Here is a 23,736-nt window from a genome sequence, read left to right as displayed (position 1 = left end):
TGTTAGAGATAGCTCACAACCAGGACGCCCCATCACGAGGCGCCCCGGAGCATTTAAATCAGAACTGCCAGTCAAGCGTCAGACCCACTCCGTGGTCTTTCTCGCGGGAGCCGAGCAGTCCGTTGTAATCCAGGCTCAAACGAACGTCCTGCGCCACCGCCAGACCGGCCCGCGCACCGATGACGGCAGCGTTACGGTCCAGGGACACGCTCTGCACGCTGAACGCGGTGTTGCCGTTGGCGAAGGCCAGGTGATCTTCGGAACGGGTGTTGCTCAGGTTGTGCTGCCAGCCCAGCGTGCCGGACAGTTCCAGTTGCTTGTCCGACAGGGCTATCGCTTTGCTCGCCCGCAGGCCGAGGGTCGAGAGCACAGCGTCGCGGTTGTCTTCGCCGCCCTTGAGCGCGGCGGCATCACCTTTCTCGGTGAAGCTGTCGCTGTTGAGGTGCACATAAGCCAGGTTGGCGAACGGTTCCAGCGCCAGCGGTTGCAGGTCCAGGCGATACGCCGCTTCGGTAAACAGTTGTGCGGTTGTGGCATCGCGTTTGGATTTCTGTTTGCCGCTGACGTCGCCCAATTGCAGGTCACGCTTCACATCAATGCGATGCCAGCTGTAAGCGCCGCCGACGCTCAGACGCAGTGCATCGATTTCATGGCCCAGATAAGCGCCCAAGTGGTAGCTGTCGACCGAGGCGGACGAATGCGTGCCATCGCCCATGCTCAACGAACTGTCGCTGTAGCCGGTCACGAAACCCAGCCGCGTATCTTCAGTGATCAGACCGTCGACACCGGCCAGCAAACCGCCGATGGAGCTGTTGGAGCTGGCGTTGTCATGCCCGCCATCGCTCTTGCCCCAGGCGCCGAGGACTTTGACCCAGGCGTTGCTACGGTCATCGGTCGGTGCCGCAGCGTTGAACAGATCTCGCTCACGCAGACGCTCGCCGACGGCATCGCGCAGGTAACGGCTGTCGTTGATCAGCAGCGTGCCGATCGCCGGGTGAATCTCACCAGACAGCTGCTGGAAGGCTTGTTGCGCGACGGCAGCGGTCGGCGAAAGCAGCAAGGTTTCATAGAGCGGATTGCCGGCGCCCAGTTGCTCGGCGGCCGCGGCGACGGCGCGTTGATTCGGGGTTTGGCCGACGCTGGCGAAGGACGCTGCATTGCGCTCTACCGCCAGTTGGATGCCATTGGCCGAGTAATCGAGCGTGCCTCCGATGAACAGGTAATCCGGGAGCACCGCGCCGAAACGCCCTTCGATCCCGCCGGCCGCTTGCAGAATGTTGTATTGGTTGCCGAGCAAGGATTTCACTTCGCGGGTGGTCAGCAAGGTCGGGCTGTTTTCCAGGGACAGGCTGACGGTAGCGCCGTCGATCACCGCTTTGCCGCCCGCCACGATCCGATCGCTGCTGGTCGGCGACAGCTCCACGGCGTAGGTCGAGCCAGGTTCGAAGATCACGTCGCCCGCCACCTGCAAGGTGCCGATGGAATTGCCTGGCGCTACGGTGCCACCGCTTTTCACGTTCAATGCGCCGATGCGGCCATTACCGCCGAGGATCCCGCTGTCGTTGACGGTGACCGCCGAGAGCAGCGAGCCGTTGATTGCCAGGCGGCCCTGATTGACCAGGGTCGGGCCGGCATAGGTGTTGGCGCCGGTCAGCACCAGCGTGCCGATGCCCTGTTTGGTCAGGCCACCATGACCGGAAATGTCGTTGCGCCACGTGTCGAGGCCGCAGTGCACGTCATTGCACACGCGTTCGGTCGGTTTGCCCGCGTCGATAATCGCGCCGATGCCCGGCAAATCCGCGACAAACTGGCTCGAACCGTAGGCACCCTGGATGCGGAACTCCTCGGGAATGTCTTGCTCGGTGACCAACATCGCCGGGCCATCAATGCCTTTGCGCAGGTTGATCATGCCCCAGCCGTACAGCGAATCGACACCTGGTGCACCGAGGTCGGTGGCCGTGGTGCGCAACACGCTGGCGACCTGGGCGCCGGTCATGTACGGGAAGCGTTCCATCAGCACGGCCATGGAACCGGCGACATGCGGCGCCGCCATCGAGGTGCCGTTGTAATTCTTGTAGCCGGTGGTCAGGTTGTCGGCGTTGGTACCACTGATGATCGAGCTGTAGATCTTGCTGCCCGGTGCGGACACGCAAAAGCTGGCGGTGTAGCCGCAGCGTGAAGAGAAGGTGCTGATGTTGTAGAGGTCCGGGCTGTTGAGGTCCGGGTTTTTCTGCAACGCCGCCACGGTCACCCAGTTCGGTGCGATGTCCGGGACGAAATAGCCCAGGCCTGCGATAGCGTCCGGGTTGTTGAGGTTGTAGTCGTTGCCAGCCGCGAAGATCGTCACGATACCGCTGCGGGCCGCCGCGATGGCGCCATCGTAGGCTCCGCCCGGTTTGGTCCCGAGCAACGGACGGATCTCGTTGAACTGCAATTGCGCGTCCTGCACGGTGAAATGCGGGTACGCGGGGTTGCGTCCGCCGAGGTCGAAGCGATCGGTGATGCCGATGCCCCAACTGTTGTTGATGATTCGCGCGCCGCTGGCGATCAAGGCATCCCAACCGGCCTTGTAGACCGCGCCGTCATTGCCGCGAATGATGCCGTCTTCAGGGCCCGGATCGCCGTTGTCCGCACTGATGATCTGCGAGCCGAACGCCACGCCATGCATCGGGCCGCCATCGCGACTGCCGGCAGCAATCCCGCCAACGTGGGTGCCGTGGGCACCCAACTTGCCGTCGGAACCGATCGAGGGCGAACCGTCGTAGCGAAAGGCGTCTCCCGCTTTGACCGGGATGTACGGGTCGGTGTATTCGCGGATGCCGCTGGTGACCAGCGTGATCACTTTGTTGGGGCCGGAAAACTCCGGATGCGCGGCGTAGACCGGTTGGTCGAAGATCCCCAGTTTCACGCCTTTGCCGGTGTAACCGGCGGCGTAGGCGTCTTGTGCGTTAACCGCTCCCAGCCCCCAATCGGCATTGAATTCAGTGCTGCGCCAACTGTTGGGATCGCCTGCTCTTCCGTTTTCCACGTAAGGCGCCGCTTGTGCGGTACCGAGGGTGGCCAATGCGCAGAGCATGGCCAGGTTATTGTGCTTGTTATTCATCCAGCTACCGTCCTTAGTTGTGTTGCCAAAATCCCTGTGCCTTGAAAAGCACCCATTTCTATTTGTGAAACACGCTCCCTGTAGCAGCTGGCGCAGCCTGCGTCCGGCTGCGCAGCAGTCGTAAATCCTGAATGCACGGTGTAACTGACGGACCGTGTTGTCTGGTTTTGCGACTGCTGCGCAGCCGAACGCAGCCTTCGGCAGCTACAAGGGGTCTGCGTTAAAACTGCCAATTGAGGCTGAGCCCTACGCCATGGCTCTTCTCGCGACTGGCCAGTTGGCCGGTGTAATCGAGGTTCAAGCGGATGTCCCGGCTCAGGGCCAGGCTGGCATGGGCGCCCACCAGCGCGGCATCACGCACCATTGACGAACTCTCCACGGAAAACGCTGTGCTGCCGCCGGCAAACGCCAGATGCTCTTCAGAATCGGTTTGGCTCAGGTTGTGCTGCCAGCCGAGGCTGCCGCTCAGGTCCAGTTTCTGCTGGCCGGACAGGTTCACGGTTTTCAATGCGCGCACGCCCAACGTGCTGAGCACCGCGTCACGCGTGTCGCCACTGCTTTTCAGTGCGGCGGCGTCACCTTTCTCGGTGAAACCTTCGGTGTCGAGGTGCACGTAGGCCAGATTCGCGAAAGGTTCGAGCGCCAGCGGTTGCAGGTTCAGGCGATACGCCGCTTCGCCGAACACTTGGGTGGTCCCGGCATCGACCTTGGCTTTCTGTTTGGCACTGACGTCGCCGTATTGCAGGTCACGTTTGACGTCGGCCCGATGCCAGCTGTAGGCACCACCGGCACTCAGACGCCAGGCACCTGACTCGCGGCCGGCATAAGCACCCAAGTGATAGCTGTCGACCTTGGCCGATGAGTGAGTGCCAGAGCCCATGCTCACCGAGCTGTCGCTATAACCGGTGACCAGACCGATCCGGGTTTGCTCATCAAGCGCCCCGTCGACACCGGCAAGCAAGCCGCCAATCGAGGTGGTGTAACCGGCGGTGTCATGGCGCTCATCGGTCTTGCCCCAGGCGCCCAGCGCTTTGATCCAGCCATTGCTTTGCGTGCCTTGAGCGTCAATCAGTCGCTCGCCGACAGCATCACGCAGGTAGCGGCTGTCGTTGATCAGTACCGAGCCCAGCGCCGGATAGATTTCCCCCGACAACTGCTGAAACGCCTGTTGCGCGGACGTCGCGGTGGGCGACAGCAGCAGGCTTTCGTAAACCGGATTGCCCGCCCCGAGGCCTTCCACGGCGGAGGCTACGGCGCGCTGGTTCGGCGTTTGGCCGACGCTGGCGAAAGTCGTGTCGTTGCGCTCGACACTCAATTGAATACCGGTGGCGGCGTAATCGAGGCTGCCGCCGATGAACAGGTAGTTGGGCAGCACCGCACCGAACTGACCTTGAATGCCGCCGGCCGCTTGCAGGATGTTGTACTGATGACCGAGCAGGCTTTGCACTTGTTGAGTGCTGAGCAAGGTCGGGCTGTTTTCCAGAGACAGGCTAACGGTCGCGCCGCTGACCGTGGCCGTACCGCCCACGACGATCCGGTCGCTATCGGTCGGCGACAGCTCCACCGCGTAGGTCGAACCCGGCGCAAACGTGACGTCGCCGCTGACCTGCAAGGTGCCAATGGAATTGCCGGGCGCAACCGTCGCGCCGCGGTTGGCGGTCAGTGCGCCGACGAGCCCCGATCCACCCAGCGTGCCGCTGTCATTGACGGTCACTTGCGATGCCAACGAACCGTTGACCGACAGCAGACCGCCATTCACCGTGGTCGGCCCGCGATAAGTGCTGTTGCCGGTCAGCATCAGGCGTCCGGTACCGGACTTGATCAGGCTGCCTTCGTAGACCCGAGTGGATGCGGCAAGATCGCGTGCCATGCCCACCGCATAATTGGTCTGATCCTGCTGGCTGGCACCGACCGGTACACCGCTCTCCCACCCTTTGGTCTGCAGTGTCTGTTGCCAGGCGCTGTGTTCCGCCGCGTCTTCGCTCTGACGCTGCATCAGCGCCTTGTCGGTGATGTTGTTGCTCCAGACATCACTCTGCCCTGCCCCCAGATTGGCGTCGAAACGTCCGAGCAATTGCCCCGGCCCGCGCATCGCCCGTTCGAGGTTGGCCACGCCCCAGCCGACGCGGGTATTCGGCGCCTCGGTGATCGAACCGTCGAGCTGGGTGGCGGTGGTCAGCAGGGTTTCCAGCGCCTGCTGGTTGTTCATGTACGGGTAGCGCTCCATCACCAGCGCCAGGGCACCGGTGGCATGCGGCGCGGACATGGAGGTGCCGGACTTGATCGCAAAGCCTGCGCCGGGAATGGTGCTGTCGATCTTCGCGCCAGGGGTGGTGATGCACCAATACTTGGCGATCCCGCACTGGTTGTATTTCTGCTGATTGCCTTGATCCAGACCCGACACCGCCAGCCAGTGGCCTTCCAGGTCCGGCTCAAAGTAAGGCAAGGCTGAGCGCACGCTGGCGTTGGGGTAGCCGCTGTTGCCGGCGCTGAACACGTTGATTACGCCGCGTCGGGAAACGTCCGCCGCCTCATCGAGCCAGGTGCCTTTGTTCCAGTGCTGGGCGTAGGCCGCCTGCAGATCGGCGAGGGTCCGATAGCTGACGTCCGGCGGTTGGCTGCCCCAGCTGTTGTTGATCGCTCGCACACCGGCATCCGCCAACGCGTTATAGACCGCTTTGAAGTAGCGGGGATCAGGATTGGGGCCAAACAGGAAGCTGTCGTTCTTGTTGGTGTTGCCGACGTAGACCTGCGCGTTGTAAGCCACGCCGTGCATGCCGGTACCATCGCGGGAAGCCCCAATGGTGCCGGCGACGTGCGTGCCATGGGAATCGTTGTTGGCGTTGAGTGCGCCGTCGACATTGAACCGGGAGCCGTCAACGTAACTGCCGCTGGCGGTCACCGCGTGGTAACGGCCGGTGGCGAATTCGGGATGGGCCGCATCGAAGCCTGAATCGAGCTCGCCGATTTTCACCCCTTTGCCAGTGATGCCGGCGGCATAGGCTTGATCGGCTTGCATACGGGCAAGTCCCCAGTCACGCTGGAACTCCGCTGAGCGCCAACTGGCGGCATCACCGGGCACGCCGGTTTCCAGGTAAGCGGCTTGCACCGAGACGGGCATTGCTGACACCAGGAGTAATAGCGTGCCGACCGACATCGGCTTGATCTGTACGTCCATGTTCATGACTTCTCGCTTTTTTGGCGTTTTTAGAATTCTGGTTGGGTGCTGCTTTCCTCAGGTTGTCGCTGTTCCTGTGGCGAGGGAGCTTGCTCCCGCTGGGCCGCGAAGCGGCCCTTGACGGCGGTTGCTGCGCAACCGAACGGGAGCAAGCTCCCTCGCCACATGTGGTGTTTCTTCAGGAATTCATTGAGTTCTGGGGCCTTGGCCGAAGGCCTCGTCAACCTTGGCCAGATCCTGCTCATTCAACGTCCCGGCGTAGTAGTGCAACTTGGTCCAGGCCATCAGGTAGTCGTAGCGTGCCTGGGCCAAATCCCGGCGGGTGGTAAAGAGTTGTTGTTCGGCGTTCAGCGCATCGAGGTTGACCCGTTCACCGCCCAGGATGCTTTGCTTGGTCGACACCACCAGCGCTTCGGCAGATATCAGGGCCTTCTGATAAGCGCGCAGCTTGTTCACACCGGACAAACAGGCGCTGAACTGGCGACGCAGCTGGATCAGTGTGTCCCGGGTCTTGCCGTCCAGTTCGTACTCAGCCTGTTCCATGGTGCGGCTGGCCTGGCGGGTCGATGCGGACACCCCGCCACCCGCATACAACGGCACGCTGACTTCAATCCCGATGGTGTTGGTGTCGTAACGCTGGTTGTAGGTGTTGCCGCTTTCCGACTCGTTCTGGCGCACCGAGGCGTAGGCACTGACTTTGGGCAGGTGTCCGGCGCGGTTGCGTTCGACTTCATACCGCGCAACTTCCACGGCATGGCGCTGCGAAGCCAGATTCGGGTTGTTGGCCACGGCCATCTCGTGCCAGGTGTCGTAATTGGCCGGTTGCAGCGTGAACGTCTGGAAACGCTGATCCAGCGGCGCCAAATCCCCGATGTTGATTGCCGGCTCGCCGATCAGCGCGCCCAGTTCTCGTAACGACGCGTCCTGCTCGTCACGGGCTTCGATTTCCTCGGCCGTTGCCAGTTCATAGCGGGACTCGGCCTCAAGGATGTCGGTACGCGTGCCCTCGCCCTGACGGAACATGTGTTCGTTCTGCTGGAATTGTTGCTCGAACGCCTTTTTCTTGGCCTGCGCGATGTCGATCTGATCCTGAGCAAACAGCGCCTGGGTGTAATGCTCCAGCACCCGAACCAGCAATTCCTGGCTCTTGCCGCGAAAGGCTTCGTCGGCAAACAGTGATTGCGCCACGCCTTTGCGGTACGACGCGTAAGCCTCGTAGTCGAGCAGCGGTTGTTGCAAGGTCAGGGTCGAGCCGTAACTGCTGTAGTTGCGGTCATCGCTCTGGCTACGACCGCGATCGTTCAGGTACGTCACCTTTGAGGAGTTGCGCCCCTTGTTGTAGTTGTAACCGATCCTGGGCAACAGCCCGGCGCGGCCAATGACGCGGTTTTCAAGGCCGGCATCGCGTTCCTTGAGGGCGCCGAGAAACACCGGATCATTGCGCAATGCTTGTTCGTAGATGTCGAACGGTCCCATCGCCAGCACACTGTTGCAGGTCAGCAACGCCAGGGTCGCTGCGAGCATGGAAAGCTTATTCATACAGCGGAACATCCTTATTCCTCAGTCAACGCGGAACCTGCCCGGTCGAGCAGCGGTTTGAACAAATAGTTGAGGAGTGAACGTTCACCGGTGCGCACGAACATTTCCGCCGGCATGCCGGGCTTGATCACCAGACCGTTGAGTTTTTCCATGGCCTGATCGCTGACGCTGCTGCGCAGCACGTAATACGGCGCACCGGTTTTCTCGTCGATCATCTGGTCAGCGGAGATCAGGCTGACTTCGCCGGGCACACGCGGCGTGCGGCTCTGGTTAAACGCCGTGAACAAAATGTCCACCGGCAAGTGAGTACCGACCTTGTCGACCAGGTTGACCGGCAGGTGCCCTTCCACCTCCAGACTCGTCCCCTGAGGCACGATCTCCAGCAGGGTTTCGCCCTGACGCACCACAGCGCCCACCGTATGAACCCCGAGGTTGACCGCAATGCCATCGGCCGTGGCGATGATCTCGCTGTGTTGCAGATCGAACCCGGCGGAAGTCAGCTGCTCTTCCAGCGTCACGCTTTTCAATTGCGCATCGGCCAGTTGGGTGCGGACTTCTTTCTGGTACTCCTCGATGTGCTGCTGCAGTTTCAGCCGCGATTCGAGGATGCCCTGCTCCACACGGCCGCTGTCGCCGGTGTTTTCTGCCAATTGTTGCTGAACCTGCGACAGCTGACGCTGGTACTCCATCAACCGATTGCGCGGGATGTAGCCGTTATCCGCCAAGGGCTGAAGGTTGCTCAGCTGTTGTTGCAAAGAACTGGCTTGGGCAGTCAGGTCCGTGCGGGCGCGGCGCATGCCGGCCAGTTGCGCGCTGGCGCCTTCGATGCTGGCGCGCAAGGCAGCCTGCTCGCGGGAAAACGCTTCACGGCGGCTGCTGAACAACTGCCGTTGACCTTCCAGCACCAAGGCCAGGCGCGGGTCAGGATTGTTGCTCAGTTCAGCAGGGAAACTCACCTGTTTGAGGTTGTCTCGTTCACTCTGCCACCGCGCCAGACTGGCCCAGGCCATGCGGTATTGCGCTTGCAGCGATTGCACGTCCGCGGCGACTTGCGTCTGGTCGAGCTGGAACAATGGCTGGCCCTGCTTCACCACTTGGCCCTCGCGCACCAGAATCTGGCTGACCACCCCACTGCTCATCGATTGCACGGCTTTGCGCTTGCCCGACACCACGACCGTGCCTTGCACCGGAATGCCTTGGTCGAGCGGCGCGAGGCTGGCCCAGGTGAAGAAACTGCCGGCCCCGACGATCGCCAGAATCCAGCCCATGCGGACGAAGAAACGCGCGTCGCGCTCAGGGCGTTCGGCGATGTAGTCGTGTTCCAGGGTGGCTTCGCTGATGTTACTCATACGCCCGAGTTCCTTGTCGAGGGCTGATACTGCCGGCTCATGCTGAGCCCGCCCGGTGCTTGCGCGGGTTTCTCCCGCTGCTGCTCCTGATTGCCTGCGAGTGCCTTGAGCACGTCCTGGCTTGCACCGAAGGCTTGCAAGCGCCCTTCGTTGAGCACCAACAACTTGTCGGCCTGGGCCAGTGCCGAGGAGCGATGGGTCACCAGAATCACGCTGGTGCCTTGGGCTTTCATTTGCGCGATGGCGCTGGCCAATGCGGCTTCGCCCACGGTGTCGAGGTTGGAATTGGGTTCGTCCAGCACCACCAGGCGCGGGTTGCCATACAGGGCGCGGGCCAGTGCCACACGCTGCTTCTGCCCCCCGGACAAGCCGCTGCCATCCTCGCCGAGCACGGTGTCGTAGCCTTGCGGCATGCGCAGAATCAGTTCGTGAACGCCAGCCTGCTGCGCGGCTTCAACGACTTTTTGCGGGTCCGCCTCGCTGAACCGGGCGATGTTTTCGGCGATGCTGCCGCTGAACAGCTCGATGTCCTGCGGCAGATAACCGATGTAGGGGCCAAGATCGTCGCGGTTCCAGCGATGAATGTCCGCGCCGTCGAGCCGCACCGTACCGCCCAGCGTCGGCCAGACGCCAACGAGCACCCGGGCCAATGTCGATTTGCCGGAACCGGATGCTCCGAGCACGCCCAGCACTTCCCCGGCACCGAGGCTGAAATTGACCAGGTGCAGCGTGGCCGCCCGTTGCCCTGGCGGCGCGGCGCTGACCTGCTCGAACGCGATCTGGCCTTTCGGCGCTGGCAGCGCCATGGCTTCGTCACTCGGTGGGAACGCTTGCAACAACGAATCAAGACGACGGTAAGCGAGCTTGGCGCCGCTCCACTGCTTCCACACGGCGATCAACTGATCGATGGGGCTCAGCACGCGGCCCATCAGAATGGAGCCGGCGATCATCATCCCGGCTGTCATATCACCCTTGATCACCAGCAAGGCACCCAGCCCCAGCACTAACGATTGCAGGCACAGGCGCAGGGTTTTGCTCAGAGAGCTGATGACGGCACCGGTGTCGCTGGCCTGGTTCTGCAAGCCGAGGAACCGTGAATGGACCTGAAACCAGCGTGTACGCAAAGCCCCGAGCATGCCCATGGCCTGAATGGTTTCGGCGTTGTGCAGGTGACTGGTGGCCAGTTGGCTGGATTTCTGGGAAAACCCTGCGGCTTCGCCCAAGGGCTTTTTGGTCATTGCCTCGTTGAGGCAAGCAAGGCCGATCAACAGCACCGTGCCCACCGTCGCAAACACGCCGAGCCAGACATTGAACAGGTAGATCACAAACAGATAGACCGGAAACCACGGCGCATCGAAGAAGGCAAACAGCGCAGGACCAGTAACGAATTGGCGAATTTGCGTCAGATCCCCCAAGGCTTGCCCGGCGTTGCCCTCGCCCCGAAACAGGTTGCGTTCGAATGCAGCCTGATAAACCCGCAGGTTGAAGCGGCGCTCCAGCTGGCTGCCGATGCGGATGACGATGAAACTGCGCAGGATCTCAAGCAGACCGATGAAGGCAAAGAACCCGACCACCATCAACGACAGCATCGCCAAGGTGGTTTCATTTTGCGAAGACAGCACGCGGTCGTAGACCTGAAGCATGTAAATCGACGGAACCAGCATCAGCACATTAATTAACGCGGTAAAACAACCGACGCTGATCAGGATGCTCTTATAGTCGCCCAGCGCCTTAATTAACGGTGCGGTGGCCGGGCTCTTTGCCATCTTCATGGGTTATTCCTGAGGTGTTATTCCTCGCCCTGTCTGGCGAAGTTTCCATTAACTGTCCGCGCAGGGGCGGATATAGGCCTTGCGGTAGTGCTTACAAACTAATAACAACTTTTCGTGGGCGACAGAGCGCCTGGACTAGTTGTGTTGTGCTTATGTCGGCAATGACGAGCGTTATATCCGAATCGTGTTATTGCACCTGGCGCACAAGTGTTATGACCAGATCGGATTTCAATGTGGCTTTATACGATCCGTCGCGTTGGCGACTGAGAAATAGAATCTTCGAACCTTCTTTGCCGGTGATCGCCAGGCCATCCGGCTCAGGGAACCAGCCGATCGCCGATTCGCCGCTCAGCCAGGCGCTGAGACAATCGGCGCCCTCACCCAGCGTCTGTTTCGGTTGAAAGTCGATGACGCAGACGTTGGACGGTTTGTCCTGCAACGCCTGGGACTCTGGCGAGTCCTCCTTGGCGATCAGGGTCGCCTGCCATTTGCCCGCCAATTCCGAGGGGTCTGCTAATTTCAGGCTGCTTGCCATGGCTGAATCTCCAAAAAACATCATGAACGTCGCCAATAGCCACGCGGTTGTTCTGCAGGTGAAGCCGTTATCGATCATAAGGCGCTTTACTCCGAGCAAGGTGCAGAGAGCAGCGCGTCTGCGCCGCCCTCCTTGTCACCTCAGATTACGCAGCGATGTCGGAGTAAGCCGCCTGGCCCACGGTGCTGACCAGGAAATCAGCCACGCCATGCCCGGAGAAGTCCACCGACAACAGGCTGTTGCCATCCGAAGAGGTCAACACCGCATCGCCTGCCGCACCGGTGAACGAGTTCACGAAATGCAGTCCTGCGCCGTTGGTGATGCCGGTCAGGTCGATCTTGTCCAGGCCGCTGACAAAGTCGAGGATCTGGTCGACAGCACCGGGTTTGGAATCGCTGCTGGCCGCGAAAACAAAGGTGTCCGAACCGGCGCCACCCCACAGTTTGTCCGCGCCGCCCGCGCCGAAGAGGATGTCGTTGCCGGCACCGCCCTTCAGTTCGTTGGACACGCTGTTGCCGATCAGCAGGTCGCTGCCCGAACCGCCGATAGCGTTCTCGACGGTGACGCCCTTGGCGATGGACACGTTACCCACCAGACCGCCAACGTCGGAGAACGAGGCCTCATTGAGGTTGATCTTCTGGTTCTGAGTAAAGCCGGAGAAGTCCAGGGTGTCCTTGCCGCCCGCATCCCATACCGAAAATACAACCTTGTCCGACGACGACGTCGCGCTCAGGAAGTCGCGCCCGGCATTGGAGTTGAAGCCATAGGTGGTGTCACCGGTACGGGTGGTGGTGTTGGCGCCGTAGAGCTTTTGGATGGCCGCGATATCGTCCATCAGCGGACCGGACGAATAGGCTTCGACGCCGCCCTTGCTGAAGTTCTGGCTGGTATTGCTTTCACTCCAGTAGCTCATGACGCTGTAACCGCGGGTGTCTTGCCCGTAGGAAGCGTCGTTGTAGGTCGGCGCGCCCTCGCCGGCGTTGTAGTCGCCAGGGTGGGCCATGCCCAGGGTGTGACCGATTTCGTGAGTCAGGGTTTGCCGGCCGTAATTGTTCAGGTCCGGCGTCTTGTTTGGCGTGTAGCTGCTGTTGGTCAGGTACCAGGAAGTACCGTCATAACCCGCACCCGTGCCAGGCAGATAGGCGAAGGCCGCTGCGCCATCCTGACCGCCGCTGTAGTTGCCGAAGGTCATGTGACCGTCGCCGCCCGTAGCCTTATCGGTGAACGTAACATTGGCCACATCGGCCCAGGATTGCATGGCAAGCACAGCCTGGCCTTTCTGCTGAGCACTGAACTGGCTGAACCCGGTGATCCCGTGTTTGTTCATGGTGCTCGACGACGCCGAGGTCAGGAACGTGTAGGTGAGTTCGATTTTGCCGCTGCCGTCCTTGTCCTGGTAGGCAGCGCCATCGCGCAGCAATTGGGTCGCTGCCTGGTCGACGGAGAAGGAGGGTTTGCCATTGACCATGAGGTTACCGCCCCGATCATACTGATGGCTGAAGCTATTGATCTGGTTGAACGCAGAACTGGATGCAGCCAATGCTTGCAGTGGCTGGAACGCCTGTTCGGCGGTATCAATAGCGTTGTCTTTTACTTTCGACATAAACACACTTCCTTGTTTAGCTATGGAACAGTTTTTTGTCAGACAGCGACAATCTCTGGCGAGATCGTCCTATCACTCGCCCAATGAAGGCGAAAGAAAACTGACACAATTTGAAATCAACCGTCTACATTTTTTTTGACGTCAAATTGAGTTGTTCCTGCAAGTACCCGGAAACAATGCCTGTGCTGTCGAAATATTGTTTGTTAGATGGCGGTTTGCGCAAATTGTCTGACGATTTGTTATTTAATTATTAAATAGAGGTAAGTTTCTTTTTTGTCGATGGGGTCTCACTTTGAGTGAGTTATTAATATGAGTGCCAGCGCATTGATATCAGTTGGAGATTTGTTGGGGTTTAGGTTTTTACGACTGCTGCGCAGCCGAACGCAGCCTTCGGCAGCTGCTACACGGATTGTGGCGTACGCGAAACTTGTAGCAGCTGGCGCAGCCTGCGTTCGGCTGCGCAGCAGTCGTCAGATACTCACAACCAACACGCATCCCAAAGTGGGTAGTCATGAACCCGTGTCACCAGTCCCGCTCGAATCGGATTGGCCACGACATACCGGGCAAGATCCTTCACATCTTCCTCTCGCCGAACCGCACGATCGTGATACCCCTTTTGCCAGAGGCGCCCTCGCCGCCCTAACGCCTGATTGACCGCCAAGCCACTCCGGGATTTGACTCGGCACATCAGCTCCGCCAGCGTCTTGTCATGCAGCTGCACCAGGCAATGCATATGATCCGGCATCACAACCCACGTCAAAAAATCCGCCCAACCCTCCTCCTGCACCTGACGCAACTCCTGAACGACCAACCTCCCCAGTCGCCAATCAACAAAAAACGGCTGCCGTTGGTCAACGACAGCCGTTATCAAATAAATACGCCCTGGCTCAGAGAAGCGACCAATACGCAGATGACCAGCATTCAAGCAGACAGGCATTCCATTGCCTCCTAACCATTGAAAAGAGGCCAGGAATCTACCTCAACTCCCGGTACGAATCTTGTTCCACACCCGCGTACGAACCCGGTCGATGTTCAGCGGCATCGCCTCCAGCGCAAATAATTTCCCCATCATCTCCGGGCTCGGATAGACCTTGGTGTCGTTCTTGATCGCCGGGTCGATCAGGCTGTCGGCCTGTTCGTTACCGTTGGCGTAGTGCACGTAGTTGCTGATGCCGGCCATCACGTCCGGGCGCAGCAGGTAGTTCATGAAGGCGTAGCCGGCCTTTTCGTCCGGGGCGTCTACCGGCATGGCGACCATGTCGAACCAGATGGCGGCGCCTTCCTTGGGAATCGAATAGCCGATGTCGACGCCGTTCCTGGCTTCTTTCGCGCGGTTTTCGGCTTGCAGAATGTCACCGGAGAAGCCGACGGCCACGCAGATGTCGCCATTGGCCAAGTCGCTGGTGTACTTGGACGAGTGGAAATAGCTGACATACGGGCGGACTTTCATCAGCAGCGCTTCAGCCTTTTTGTAGTCTTCCGGGTTCTTGCTGTGATGCGGCAAGCCCAGGTAGTTCAGTGCCGCCGGCAACAGTTCGGGGCCGTTGTCGAGGATGGCCACGCCGCACTTCTGCAGCTTTTGCATGTTCTCGGGTTTGAAAATCAGGTCCCAGGAGTCCACTGGTGCGTTATCACCCAACACGGCCTTGACCTTGGCGATGTTGTAACCGATGCCGGTGCTGCCCCAGAGGTAGGGGAAGCCGTGTTCATTGCCCGGATCGTTGGTTTGCAAGGCCTTGAGCAGCGCCGGGTTGAGGTTTTTCCAGTTCGGCAGTTGGCTCTTGTCGAGTTTCTTCAGCGCCACGCCTTGAATCTGCCGCGCCATGAAGTGGTTGGACGGGAAGACCACATCGTAGCCGGATTTGCCGGTCATCAATTTGCCGTCGAGGGTTTCATTGCTGTCGAAGACGTCGTAGCTGAACGCGATGCCGGTTTCTTTCTGGAAATTTTTGGTGGTGTCCGGGGCGATGTATTCCGACCAGTTGTAGATCTTGACGATCTCGGCCGCGTGGCCGAGGGTCGCGAAGAGCGCAAGTGGAGCCAGAGCCAGTGTCTTTCGGATCATGAGTCGATTCCTGTTGGGTTTGTCTTCTTTTTATTGGAGAGTTGGCAGGCAATCAGAGGATCAAAAAATCAAAAAATCAGAACGTAGGTCTTGCGCACGGTTTCCTGGATATCCCAGATCCCGAGGCTGTTGGCTGGCAACATCAGTGCATCGCCGGCTTCTATGTGCAGCGTTTCACCGTCATCCGGGGTAAACGTGCAACGCCCCTGGATGAAGTGACAGAACTCCTGGGCGACGATCTGCCGCCGCCAGCGGCCGGGCGTGCATTCCCAGACGCCGGTTTCGACACCATCGTCGCGTTCGACACTGGTGGTCGAGGCGATCGCCACGGGGGTGCCCAGCGGCACGGCGACCGGATTCGATTCTTCCAGCTTCAGGGTTGCGGTGTTCTTGAATTGCGTGATGCTCATGGGAGTACCTGTCGATTGAGCCTAGAGATGAAGAGCGCACCGTTTACTGCATGAAACCTTCCATGAAACCGGCAATACCCGTGGCCAGTTTGCGACGCCAGGGTGCGGTGGTCGGATTGGCCAGGGTCTGGTCTTCGTGGACGAAGCTGCGGATGATCGCGTTGTAACCGAGCCAGCGGCAGGGCTCCGGCTCCCAGGCCCTGAGCGCGTCGAGCCCTCCCTGGATGACCCACGGCTGGCGAACCAGCTCGGTGTCGCGCTGCAGAATCAGGTCGGCCAGGGTCCGGCCACCCAGGTTGCTGGCACCGACGCCCTCCCCGCCATAGCCACCCGACAAGGCGATGCCGCTGGCCTGATCGCACAGCATGTGCGGTTTGAAACGCCGGGACATCCCCAGATTGCCGCCCCAGGCATGGGTAATCCGCACGTTCTTGAGCTGCGGGAAAAGTTCGCCAAACAGATAACGCCGCAGCTCCACCTCGCTGGTGGTCAAGTCGAAGTCATGGCGCAACTTGGCAGCGAACTGGTAACCGCCCCGTGCGCCGAACACCAACCGGTTGTCAGCCGTGCGCTGACCGTAAGTGACCTGACGACTGCTTTCGCTGAAGGCCTGGCCGCGATTCAGGCCGATTTCGTCCCACGTGGCAGCGGATAGCGGCTCGGTGGCGACTATCAAGCTTTGCACCGGCAGTTGATAACGCCCCAACGGTGGCAAGGTGACCGAGTAACCTTCGACCGCCGGCACAATCCAACGGCTTCGAACCGAGGCTTTCGCCGTGCGCAGACCACCCGATTGCCACTGGGTGACCGGGCTGTTCTCGTAAATTCTGACGCCCATTTTCTCCACCGTCCGAGCCAGACCTCGCACCAACTTTGCCGGGTGAATGGTCGCGACGTGCGGTGCATAGATACCGCCATAAGGTTTGGCGATTCTGATCTGTTGCGCCAACTGCTCGGGGCTGAGCCAGCGGTAATCGCTTTCGGTCAATCCCTGGCGATAGAGCGTGTCGAGATAGTGCCGAAGACTGGCTTCCTGTTCCGGGTAGCGGGCAGCGCAATACAGCGCCCCGCCTTTGCGGTAATCGCAGTCGATGTCTTCACGTTCAAGGACAATCCCGACTTCATCCGGAATGCCGTGCAGCAAATCGAACGAAGCCCGGCGCTGTTCGGGCGACAGGTCGGCGAGCAATCGGTCTTCGCCCAGCACATTGCCCATCAGCCAGCCGCCGTTACGCCCCGAGGCGCCAAAACCGGCGGTTTGCGCTTCAACGATGGCAATGCTCAGGTCGGGCGCCTGGCGCTTGAGGTAGTACGCGGTCCAGAGCCCGGTGTATCCCGCGCCAATGATGGCGACGTCGACGTCCAGATCCTGTTCCAGCGCCGGACGCGCCAATAATGGCTCGTCGAGTTGATCCATCCACAAACTGATAGTGCGCCACGCCGGCATGCAAGACTCCGCCACTCAAACTTCGATGGCGTCGATCCTAGTGCGTGGGCTTAGAGGCTGTCTTGCGCGCGTGCACGCAAAGAAATTTGTTTTACGTAGGCCTTGGGCGACTGGCCGGTGTGCTGACGGAAACAGCTATAAAACGCCGAAAGCGAATTGAACCCGGCGGCAAACGCCAGTTCGTCGATACGCAGTGGCGGCGTGGCGTTATCCAGTGCCGCGAGCAAATGCTGCAGGCGTGCCTGGTTGACGTATCGATAGAAGCTTTGGCCAAGCACCTGATTCAGCAGGTAGGAAATCTGATTGCGGCTATACCCGCACTCCTTCGCCACCCGTTGCAGGTCGAGTTCGGGATCGAGGTAAGGTTGTTGGCGCTGAAAATACTGTTGCAAGTCTTCAGCCATGAAACTCAGCTGGCGTGCAGACAGCCCGAGTCGACTGACCGCCGGGCGTTGGCTGCTGGCGACCTTGCTGGAGGGCTGTTCATGCACCAGCGAGGCGTATTCGTTGACCCGCCAGATCAGTCCGTCGCGGACGGTAATCGCCTCGCTGGCCCGGAACGACACCAGGCCTTCACCGCCGCGAAGGGTTATACGGTACTGAATGAACGCCGTGTTGCCGTCCAGACGAATACGGTCCGAGTGCTCAAGGGCTTCATCGGGATCGCGGGGCATGCTGCTGCGCACGTATTCACGTAATTCGGACAGCCCCATCACACGGTTCTGGAAAAAATCGCTGTACTGAATCTCTGGGTGATAGAGCGCCATCACCCCGTCCAGATCCCGGTGTTTCCAGCGCAAGTGATAACGCATCACCGTGTCGCCCGTGGCCTGGGTTTGCAGCGGACCATCATCATCGGCGTGCATAAAGGACTCGGCGAGAAAAAGCCGAGCTTGCCGAAATTCCGTCTCAGCTTCAATGACCAACCCGTGGAGGCCAACGGTCGAACCCCGGCCATTACAGTGACCTGCATCAAAAAAACTGAACCAATCGCTAAACGGCCTGAAAAATCCACATTAATTTCACATCTGGATGCTACTTTTAAAGGCAGTCACCGGTTGAGCCATTGAAGGCTCTTCCCTCCTAACATGAGCTAAAGGAAGCGCTCGATGAATGAGGCGGGCTACATATGAATAAAGGGTTCAGTAAAGTCACCTTTCCAAACGCCTGCCAGCTGATGCGCTGGCATTTTCATCCCATGGGTTTCGAGGCGAGCATGGATGCGCCGGGCAGCATGATTGCCCGTCTATTTGACCGTGCCAGTGGCGAGACCATGATCGCCATCGCCGGCATTCCTTGCGCGACGGTAATGAATGCTGCGGATGTAGAACGCATAATCGAAGCGGTGGAAGATGAGCTTGAGGCTTTCATTCCGCCAGCCGCCCTCAGGAGCTATGCCTGAAGGCTGAACACTCAACAACAAGCCCACATTAAGTGGGCTTTTTTGTGCGCGACGATTTTTTACGGTTCACGCCGATGTCTTGCCCTGCCGGTGATCGGCAAAGAACGCCTTGCCCTTGCCGATCCGATCGGAAGCTTTAGGCAGGTTGGCTGCTTGGGTGTCTTGCCCATCGACATACCAGTAGCAATGACTCACCGCCCGAGTGATGCCGACGTAAGCCAGTCGCAGGATCTCGTCTTTTTGTGCGCTGTCATACGCTTCGCTGTCGCCTGACTTGCCCAGACCTGCCATGCGGTAGACCTGGTTCTTGTACGGTGAACTGGTCAGGTGCTGACAATCACCCAGCAGGAACACCGCGTCAGCCTGAAGTCCCTTGGCGCTGTGATACGTCAGTTGCTTCAGCCGCCGGGCTTCGTATGGCAAGCTAGAATCCACATTAACTACAGACTGAATATGCTCTTCTATCAATGACTTATCGCTGCTTTTTCGATAAAGCATCAAGATTGAATCGCCCTTTCTGTAGTGCTCCATCAGGCGCTTGGCCATGCCTTGATCGTCGCGATCGAGGACGTTAACCGGCAGCAATGCCTTCGGCTCGCCACTGGCCTTGGCCTTCTTGCCTGCGATTGCCGGTGCCGCACGAACGATGTGTTCGGCGGCATCGATGATGTGCTGATGGCTGCGATAGTTGTCGCTCAGCATGACCTTGGTGGTGCTCGGCGAAGGGAATTCCTTGTTGAATTCCATGAAGTACGTCGGCGAACTGCCCCGCCAGCCATAGATGGACTGCCAGTCATCGCCGACACAGAGCAACGACGAACGTTGTGCGCCGCGCCCTACGTGCATGGCGGGCCCGCGACTGCGGATTTCCGTCAGGCTCGCGCGAATCCAGGAAACGATCTGCGGTGAGACGTCCTGAAATTCGTCGATCATCAAGTGCGACATCGGCCTGAGCAGCTCATCGCTCAGCAGTTTCAGGTTTTCCGGCGAATGTTCGCTGAACAACGCGAACATACGGTTGTAGGTCATCACCGGTGGTTTCTGATCAAGCAGATGATCTTCCAGCGCTCGCCAGTACAGGCTCAAGGCCTCGAAGAAAAACCGGTCCGGGTCGTCCTTGGCAAAACTCATTTGGCCCACGGCATTGGGTACATCCAGGCCAAGATTCTCGATAAATCCGGCAGCAGCGACAAAACAGTCCAGTAACGGCGCAGAGCTGAGCTCGCCCTTGACCTTGTAATCGAAGCCTGGCCCGGCACTGGCATCGCCTCCAAGGGACGCCAACACACGTTTTGACGACTCGTAACTATCCAACCATATCAATGGCTTACGACAGAAAGCTTGAAACAGAGTGCGCTTTACTGCCCATTCCGCGCGCACGCTCAATTTGGCATTGGGGCGGCTGACCTGCGGGTTTTCCCGGGGGTCGAATCCCAGCACCACCCAAGCGTCCAGGCTCGGAATATAGCCATGGCAATGAAACGTTGAGCCTTTGATTTCGAACGTCTGGCGCTTCGGCTCGATGCCTTTGATTGGCCAGGCACCCGCGCGAAACCACAAATCTTCGATAGCGTCGCAGAGTTCTTCATCACGCTTGGCGGCGAGTTCGGTCACGGCCATGCGCTTCTGCACGTCCGGGTGATCGCGTTCCAACTCCTTGAGTTGCAGCGCGTGACGGGACAATGGCTTGATCAATTCGCGGAAACGCTCATCACGGGTGTGCAGCTTGTGATAGCAGGCGTTGAGTTGTTGGCGCTGGGCGTCGTTGATGCGCAGGTCGAAAGGATTGCTGTCGACCTCCTCATCGCCGTTTTGCGGACGGTGACTGAGGTTTTCGAAAGCTTGCAGCCGCTCGAAGCCCGGCAGGCTGCGAACCATCGGCAGGATTCGCGAATGGAAGGTGCGCACCAGTTCACGCGCTTCTTTGAAACTGAGCGACCGGCCCCAGAGTGCGAACAGCTCGATCAGTTTGTTGATGAAGTCTTTGCGCGATTCACGGGTAAAGGTCACCACCGTCATCGAACTCAGCTCGAACCCCAGATAATGGGTCAGCAGCAAAATGCGCAACACCAGCGTGGTCGACTTGCCCGCACCCGCGCCGGCAATCACCGAGGTCGAGGGCGTGTCGCTGAAGATCATTTTCCACTGTGCGGCGCTGGGCTGGGCGTGCGCTGGCAGCAGTCGTGCGACATCCGTCTTCATGCGCTTCTTCAACTCGGCGCTCAACGGCAGACGCCAATCGTCGAACAGATTCTCGTCAACGTTGGGTGGCCGGTGTTCGGTCGAGCGCGAGTCGCGGATCAGCAATACCTGCCGGCCTTCCTCCAACCCTTCAAGTTTGCCTTCCTTATAGCCGTAATCCACCCCGGCACTGTGCCCACTGCGAAAGCCGTCAGCCTGGCCGTGCAGCCAGGATGCCCGGTGTTGTGCGCGCAGACGCGTCAGGCCATGACCAAAGAACCGGGCGGCCAGGCGCTTGAGCAGCGGCATCTCGGCCAGGGGACGAAGTTCAGGAGGAAGATCGGGGGTGTGTTGCGGCACGCGGGCTGACTCCAGGGTGTGAGGCTGTTGAGGGCTATGGTGTCTGCATTTGCCGTTCAGTTCTAGTGAAATGCTTACAGGTCATTGGCTTATGCGATGAAGTGAAGGTTGGGTGAGAATCTTTCGAGGTCATTTGATATCAAATTATTCGATTGTATTGAGGCATTTTTTACGCTTTTTATCGATCAGTTCCTGATAGATGATGCTCGCCATCAACCACCGGTTCGCGTTTCGTGGCTCAGGCGCTCTGCCCCATGACGAACCTTTTCAGGAGACGATCATGCTTGAACTCAGACCCTTCAAATCCCTGGGCGGCGCCAACCATGGCTGGTTGGATGCTCACCACCACTTTTCGTTCGCCGAATACCATGACCCAAAACGCATGAACTGGGGCAACCTGCGGGTGTGGAACGACGACGTGATTGCCTCTGGCACCGGGTTCCCGAAACACCCGCACCGGGACATGGAAATCATCACTTATGTCCGTGAAGGCGCAATCACTCACGAAGACAACCTGGGCAACAAGGGTCGTACCGAAGCGGGCGACGTTCAGGTCATGAGCGCCGGCACCGGGATCGCCCACAGTGAATACAACCTGGAAGCGACCGAAACCAAGATCTTCCAGATCTGGATCATCCCGAACGAAACCGGTTTGGCACCGTCCTGGGGCGCCAAGCCCTTCCCCAAAGGCCAGCGCGAAGGTTTCGTGACACTGGCAAGCGGCAAGGCTGGCGACGATCAAAGCCTGCGGATTCGAGCCGATGCGCGATTGGTGGCTGCAAACCTGAAGGCTGGTGAATCTGCCGAGTATCACCTGGACAATGGCCGTCGCGCCTATCTGGTACCGGCCACCGGTATCATTGAAGTCAATGGCTTGCGCGCACAAGCTCGAGACGGTATTGCAGTTGCCGATGAGCAGGTGTTGCGGGTGACTGCGATCGAGGACAGTGAAATCGTCCTGGTGGACCTGGCTTGATCGGGTAAACGCGGGGCAAAAAAAGGGGCGACCGTCATGGTCGCCCCTTTTTACATTCTGGATTACTTCGCAGAGATCGCGCCGTCCACCAGTGTTTGCGCTTCTGCCACCAATTGCTTGAGGTGTTCGTCACTGACGAAGCTTTCAGCGTAGATCTTGTAAATGTCTTCGGTGCCCGACGGACGCGCCGCGAACCAGCCGTTCTCGGTCATGACTTTCAGACCGCCGATCGCCTGGTCGTTACCCGGTGCGTGACTGAGGATGCTCTGGATCGCTTCGCCCGCCAGTTGGGTCGAGGTGACCTGATCCGGCGACAACTTGCTCAGCAGTGCTTTCTGCTCGGGATTGGCCTTGGCATCGACGCGCACCGAGAACGGTTCGCCCAGTTCATCGGTCAAGGCGCGATAGGCCTGGCTTGGGTCGCGGCCGGTGCGGGCGGTCATTTCTGCCGCCAGCAGTGCCGGGATCAAGCCGTCCTTGTCGGTGCACCAGACGCTGCCATCCTTGCGCAGGAACGAAGCACCGGCACTTTCTTCGCCGCCAAAGCCCAGAGAGCCGTCGAACAGGCCGTCAGCAAACCACTTGAAGCCGACCGGCACTTCGTACAGGCGACGCCCCAGACGTTTTGCCACGCGATCGATCAAGCCGCTGCTGACCACGGTTTTGCCCACGGCCGCATCGGCGCGCCATTGCGGACGGTTCTGGAACAGGTAATCGATCGTGACCGCGAGGTAGTTGTTCGGCGCGAGCAAACCACCGGACGGGGTCACGATGCCATGACGGTCGTGGTCCGGGTCGCACGCGAATGCTACGTCGAAACGCTCTTTCAGACCGATAAGGCCCTGCATGGCGTGAGTGGACGATGGGTCCATGCGGATCTGACCATCCCAGTCGACCGTCATGAAGCGGAAGGTCGGATCGACCTGTTTATTGACCACTTCCAGATCCAGACGGTAATGCTCGGCAATCGCCGACCAGTAGCGCACCCCGGCGCCGCCCAGCGGATCGACACCCAGACGCAGCTTGGCATCACGGATGGCGTCGAAGTCGATCACGTTGATCAGGTCGGCGACGTAAGTATTGAGGTAATCGTGACGATGGGTCGTGCTGGCCTTCAGCGCCTGCTCGTAGCTGATGCGTTTGACACCGGCGAGCTTGTTGCTCAGCAGTTCGTTGGCCTTGGCTTCGATCCACTTGGTGATGTGGGTATCGGCTGGGCCACCGTTGGTAGGGTTGTATTTGTAGCCACCGCTTTGCGGCGGATTGTGGGACGGCGTGATGACGATGCCGTCCGCCAGGCCCGACGTGCGTCCGCGGTTGTAGCAAAGAATGGCGTGGGAAATGGCCGGTGTCGGGGTGTATTCGTCACCTTCGGCGATCATAACCGTCACGCCGTTGGCGGCCAGCACTTCAAGGGCACTGGCGCCGGCCGGGGTGGACAGCGCGTGGGTGTCGATGCCGACGAACAGCGGGCCGTCGATGCCCTGGGCTTCGCGGTACAGGCAGATCGCCTGGCTGATCGCCAGGACGTGCCATTCGTTGAAACTCAAGTCGAACGAGCTGCCTCGGTGCCCGGACGTGCCAAAAGCTACGCGCTGGGTCGAAATGGCGGCATCGGGTTGGCCGGTGTAATAGGCCGTCACCAGTCGCGGGATGTCGACCAACAGTTCTACCGGTGCCGGTTTGCCCGCAAAAGGACTGAGTGTCATGCAAAACCTCTGAAGTCGAGTGGTTCAGGAATAGGAACGCAGTTTACTGGCAGTTCGACCGCAACGCGATGGGATCGATCCATGAGTGTCACGCAGGGTATACGGCC

At 59.6% G+C, this 23,736-nt stretch carries 16 protein-coding genes; 2 read left to right on the top strand and 14 right to left on the bottom strand.

What is annotated here, in order from left to right; translation table 11 throughout:
- Positions 1-58: 58 nt before the first annotated feature.
- The 12 genes from QF010_RS08390 to QF010_RS08335 all read right to left on the bottom strand — a co-directional run bounded on the left by QF010_RS08390 (position 59) and on the right by QF010_RS08335 (position 17,867).
- Positions 59-3,103 (bottom strand): autotransporter domain-containing protein, encoded by a 3,045-nt coding sequence (locus QF010_RS08390; RefSeq protein ID WP_429532869.1) that lies wholly within the window; start codon positions 3,101-3,103, stop codon positions 59-61.
- Between the two features lie 220 nt (positions 3,104-3,323).
- Positions 3,324-6,281 (bottom strand): autotransporter serine peptidase EprS, encoded by a 2,958-nt coding sequence (gene eprS, locus QF010_RS08385; RefSeq protein ID WP_429532882.1) that lies wholly within the window; start codon positions 6,279-6,281, stop codon positions 3,324-3,326.
- Positions 6,282-6,467: 186 nt separating this feature from the next.
- Positions 6,468-7,832, bottom strand: a complete 1,365-nt coding sequence (locus QF010_RS08380) for a TolC family outer membrane protein (protein ID WP_429532868.1) — start codon at positions 7,830-7,832, stop codon at positions 6,468-6,470.
- 2 nt (positions 7,833-7,834) lie between these two features.
- On the bottom strand, positions 7,835-9,169 hold the full coding sequence (locus QF010_RS08375; RefSeq protein WP_033054944.1) for an HlyD family type I secretion periplasmic adaptor subunit: 1,335 nt from the start codon (positions 9,167-9,169) through the stop codon (positions 7,835-7,837).
- Positions 9,166-10,941 carry a type I secretion system permease/ATPase gene (locus QF010_RS08370; RefSeq protein ID WP_429532867.1) on the bottom strand — a complete coding sequence of 592 codons (1,776 nt, stop codon included), beginning with the start codon at positions 10,939-10,941 and terminating at the stop codon, positions 9,166-9,168. The genes QF010_RS08375 and QF010_RS08370 overlap by 4 nt, the downstream gene beginning before the upstream one ends.
- A gap of 187 nt (positions 10,942-11,128) precedes the next feature.
- Positions 11,129-11,554: an AprI/Inh family metalloprotease inhibitor gene (locus QF010_RS08365; protein WP_429509921.1), complete on the bottom strand. Its 426-nt coding sequence runs from the start codon at positions 11,552-11,554 to the stop codon at positions 11,129-11,131.
- A 67-nt stretch (positions 11,555-11,621) separates the two neighbouring features.
- Positions 11,622-13,079 (bottom strand): serralysin family metalloprotease, encoded by a 1,458-nt coding sequence (locus QF010_RS08360; protein WP_429532866.1) that lies wholly within the window; start codon positions 13,077-13,079, stop codon positions 11,622-11,624.
- A 478-nt stretch (positions 13,080-13,557) separates the two neighbouring features.
- On the bottom strand, positions 13,558-14,016 hold the full coding sequence (locus QF010_RS08355) for an REP-associated tyrosine transposase (protein WP_429509917.1): 459 nt from the start codon (positions 14,014-14,016) through the stop codon (positions 13,558-13,560).
- Between the two features lie 42 nt (positions 14,017-14,058).
- The gene (locus tag QF010_RS08350) at positions 14,059-15,144 is read right to left on the bottom strand and encodes a polyamine ABC transporter substrate-binding protein (RefSeq protein ID WP_033054952.1); all 1,086 of its coding nucleotides are present in this window, start codon (positions 15,142-15,144) and stop codon (positions 14,059-14,061) included.
- 68 nt (positions 15,145-15,212) lie between these two features.
- Complete coding sequence (locus tag QF010_RS08345; RefSeq protein WP_429532865.1) at positions 15,213-15,554, bottom strand: cupin domain-containing protein; 342 nt, start codon at positions 15,552-15,554, stop codon at positions 15,213-15,215.
- A gap of 43 nt (positions 15,555-15,597) precedes the next feature.
- Positions 15,598-17,001: an NAD(P)/FAD-dependent oxidoreductase gene (locus QF010_RS08340; protein WP_429532864.1), complete on the bottom strand. Its 1,404-nt coding sequence runs from the start codon at positions 16,999-17,001 to the stop codon at positions 15,598-15,600.
- Between the two features lie 50 nt (positions 17,002-17,051).
- A complete protein-coding gene (locus tag QF010_RS08335) occupies positions 17,052-17,867 on the bottom strand; it encodes a helix-turn-helix transcriptional regulator (RefSeq protein ID WP_033054956.1) in 816 nt (271 codons plus the stop codon).
- Positions 17,868-18,130: 263 nt separating this feature from the next.
- On the opposite strand from QF010_RS08335, the gene QF010_RS08330 reads away from it, so the two are divergent.
- The gene (locus tag QF010_RS08330) at positions 18,131-18,403 is read left to right on the top strand and encodes a DUF1652 domain-containing protein (RefSeq protein ID WP_008156356.1); all 273 of its coding nucleotides are present in this window, start codon (positions 18,131-18,133) and stop codon (positions 18,401-18,403) included.
- 66 nt (positions 18,404-18,469) lie between these two features.
- Here QF010_RS08330 and QF010_RS08325 read toward each other — a convergent pair whose 3' ends face one another.
- Positions 18,470-20,944, bottom strand: a complete 2,475-nt coding sequence (locus tag QF010_RS08325; protein WP_429532863.1) for a UvrD-helicase domain-containing protein — start codon at positions 20,942-20,944, stop codon at positions 18,470-18,472.
- Positions 20,945-21,224: 280 nt separating this feature from the next.
- On the opposite strand from QF010_RS08325, the gene QF010_RS08320 reads away from it, so the two are divergent.
- Complete coding sequence (locus tag QF010_RS08320) at positions 21,225-21,920, top strand: pirin family protein (RefSeq protein ID WP_429532862.1); 696 nt, start codon at positions 21,225-21,227, stop codon at positions 21,918-21,920.
- Positions 21,921-21,982: 62 nt separating this feature from the next.
- Here the strand turns inward: QF010_RS08320 and pgm are convergent, their stop codons facing one another.
- Positions 21,983-23,629: a phosphoglucomutase (alpha-D-glucose-1,6-bisphosphate-dependent) gene (gene pgm / locus QF010_RS08315; protein WP_008156361.1), complete on the bottom strand. Its 1,647-nt coding sequence runs from the start codon at positions 23,627-23,629 to the stop codon at positions 21,983-21,985.
- Positions 23,630-23,736 lie beyond the last annotated feature (107 nt).

Source organism: Pseudomonas silensiensis (genome assembly GCF_050434865.1).
Classification (GTDB): Bacteria; Pseudomonadota; Gammaproteobacteria; order Pseudomonadales; family Pseudomonadaceae; genus Aquipseudomonas; species Aquipseudomonas fluorescens_W.
The sequence above is the reverse complement of the archived record's forward strand: the minus strand, read 5'-3'. Positions and strand labels throughout refer to the sequence as shown.

Coding starts and splice junctions, on each gene's coding strand:
- QF010_RS08390 (WP_429532869.1), bottom strand. CDS start 3,103: ATGAATAACAAGCACAATAACCTGGCCATGCTCTGCGCATTGGCCACC.
- eprS (WP_429532882.1), bottom strand. CDS start 6,281: ATGGACGTACAGATCAAGCCGATGTCGGTCGGCACGCTATTACTCCTG.
- QF010_RS08380 (WP_429532868.1), bottom strand. CDS start 7,832: ATGTTCCGCTGTATGAATAAGCTTTCCATGCTCGCAGCGACCCTGGCG.
- QF010_RS08375 (WP_033054944.1), bottom strand. CDS start 9,169: ATGAGTAACATCAGCGAAGCCACCCTGGAACACGACTACATCGCCGAA.
- QF010_RS08370 (WP_429532867.1), bottom strand. CDS start 10,941: ATGAAGATGGCAAAGAGCCCGGCCACCGCACCGTTAATTAAGGCGCTG.
- QF010_RS08365 (WP_429509921.1), bottom strand. CDS start 11,554: ATGATCGATAACGGCTTCACCTGCAGAACAACCGCGTGGCTATTGGCG.
- QF010_RS08360 (WP_429532866.1), bottom strand. CDS start 13,079: ATGTCGAAAGTAAAAGACAACGCTATTGATACCGCCGAACAGGCGTTC.
- QF010_RS08355 (WP_429509917.1), bottom strand. CDS start 14,016: ATGCCTGTCTGCTTGAATGCTGGTCATCTGCGTATTGGTCGCTTCTCT.
- QF010_RS08350 (WP_033054952.1), bottom strand. CDS start 15,144: ATGATCCGAAAGACACTGGCTCTGGCTCCACTTGCGCTCTTCGCGACC.
- QF010_RS08345 (WP_429532865.1), bottom strand. CDS start 15,554: ATGAGCATCACGCAATTCAAGAACACCGCAACCCTGAAGCTGGAAGAA.
- QF010_RS08340 (WP_429532864.1), bottom strand. CDS start 17,001: ATGCCGGCGTGGCGCACTATCAGTTTGTGGATGGATCAACTCGACGAG.
- QF010_RS08335 (WP_033054956.1), bottom strand. CDS start 17,867: ATGCACGCCGATGATGATGGTCCGCTGCAAACCCAGGCCACGGGCGAC.
- QF010_RS08330 (WP_008156356.1), top strand. CDS start 18,131: ATGAATAAAGGGTTCAGTAAAGTCACCTTTCCAAACGCCTGCCAGCTG.
- QF010_RS08320 (WP_429532862.1), top strand. CDS start 21,225: ATGCTTGAACTCAGACCCTTCAAATCCCTGGGCGGCGCCAACCATGGC.
- pgm (WP_008156361.1), bottom strand. CDS start 23,629: ATGACACTCAGTCCTTTTGCGGGCAAACCGGCACCGGTAGAACTGTTG.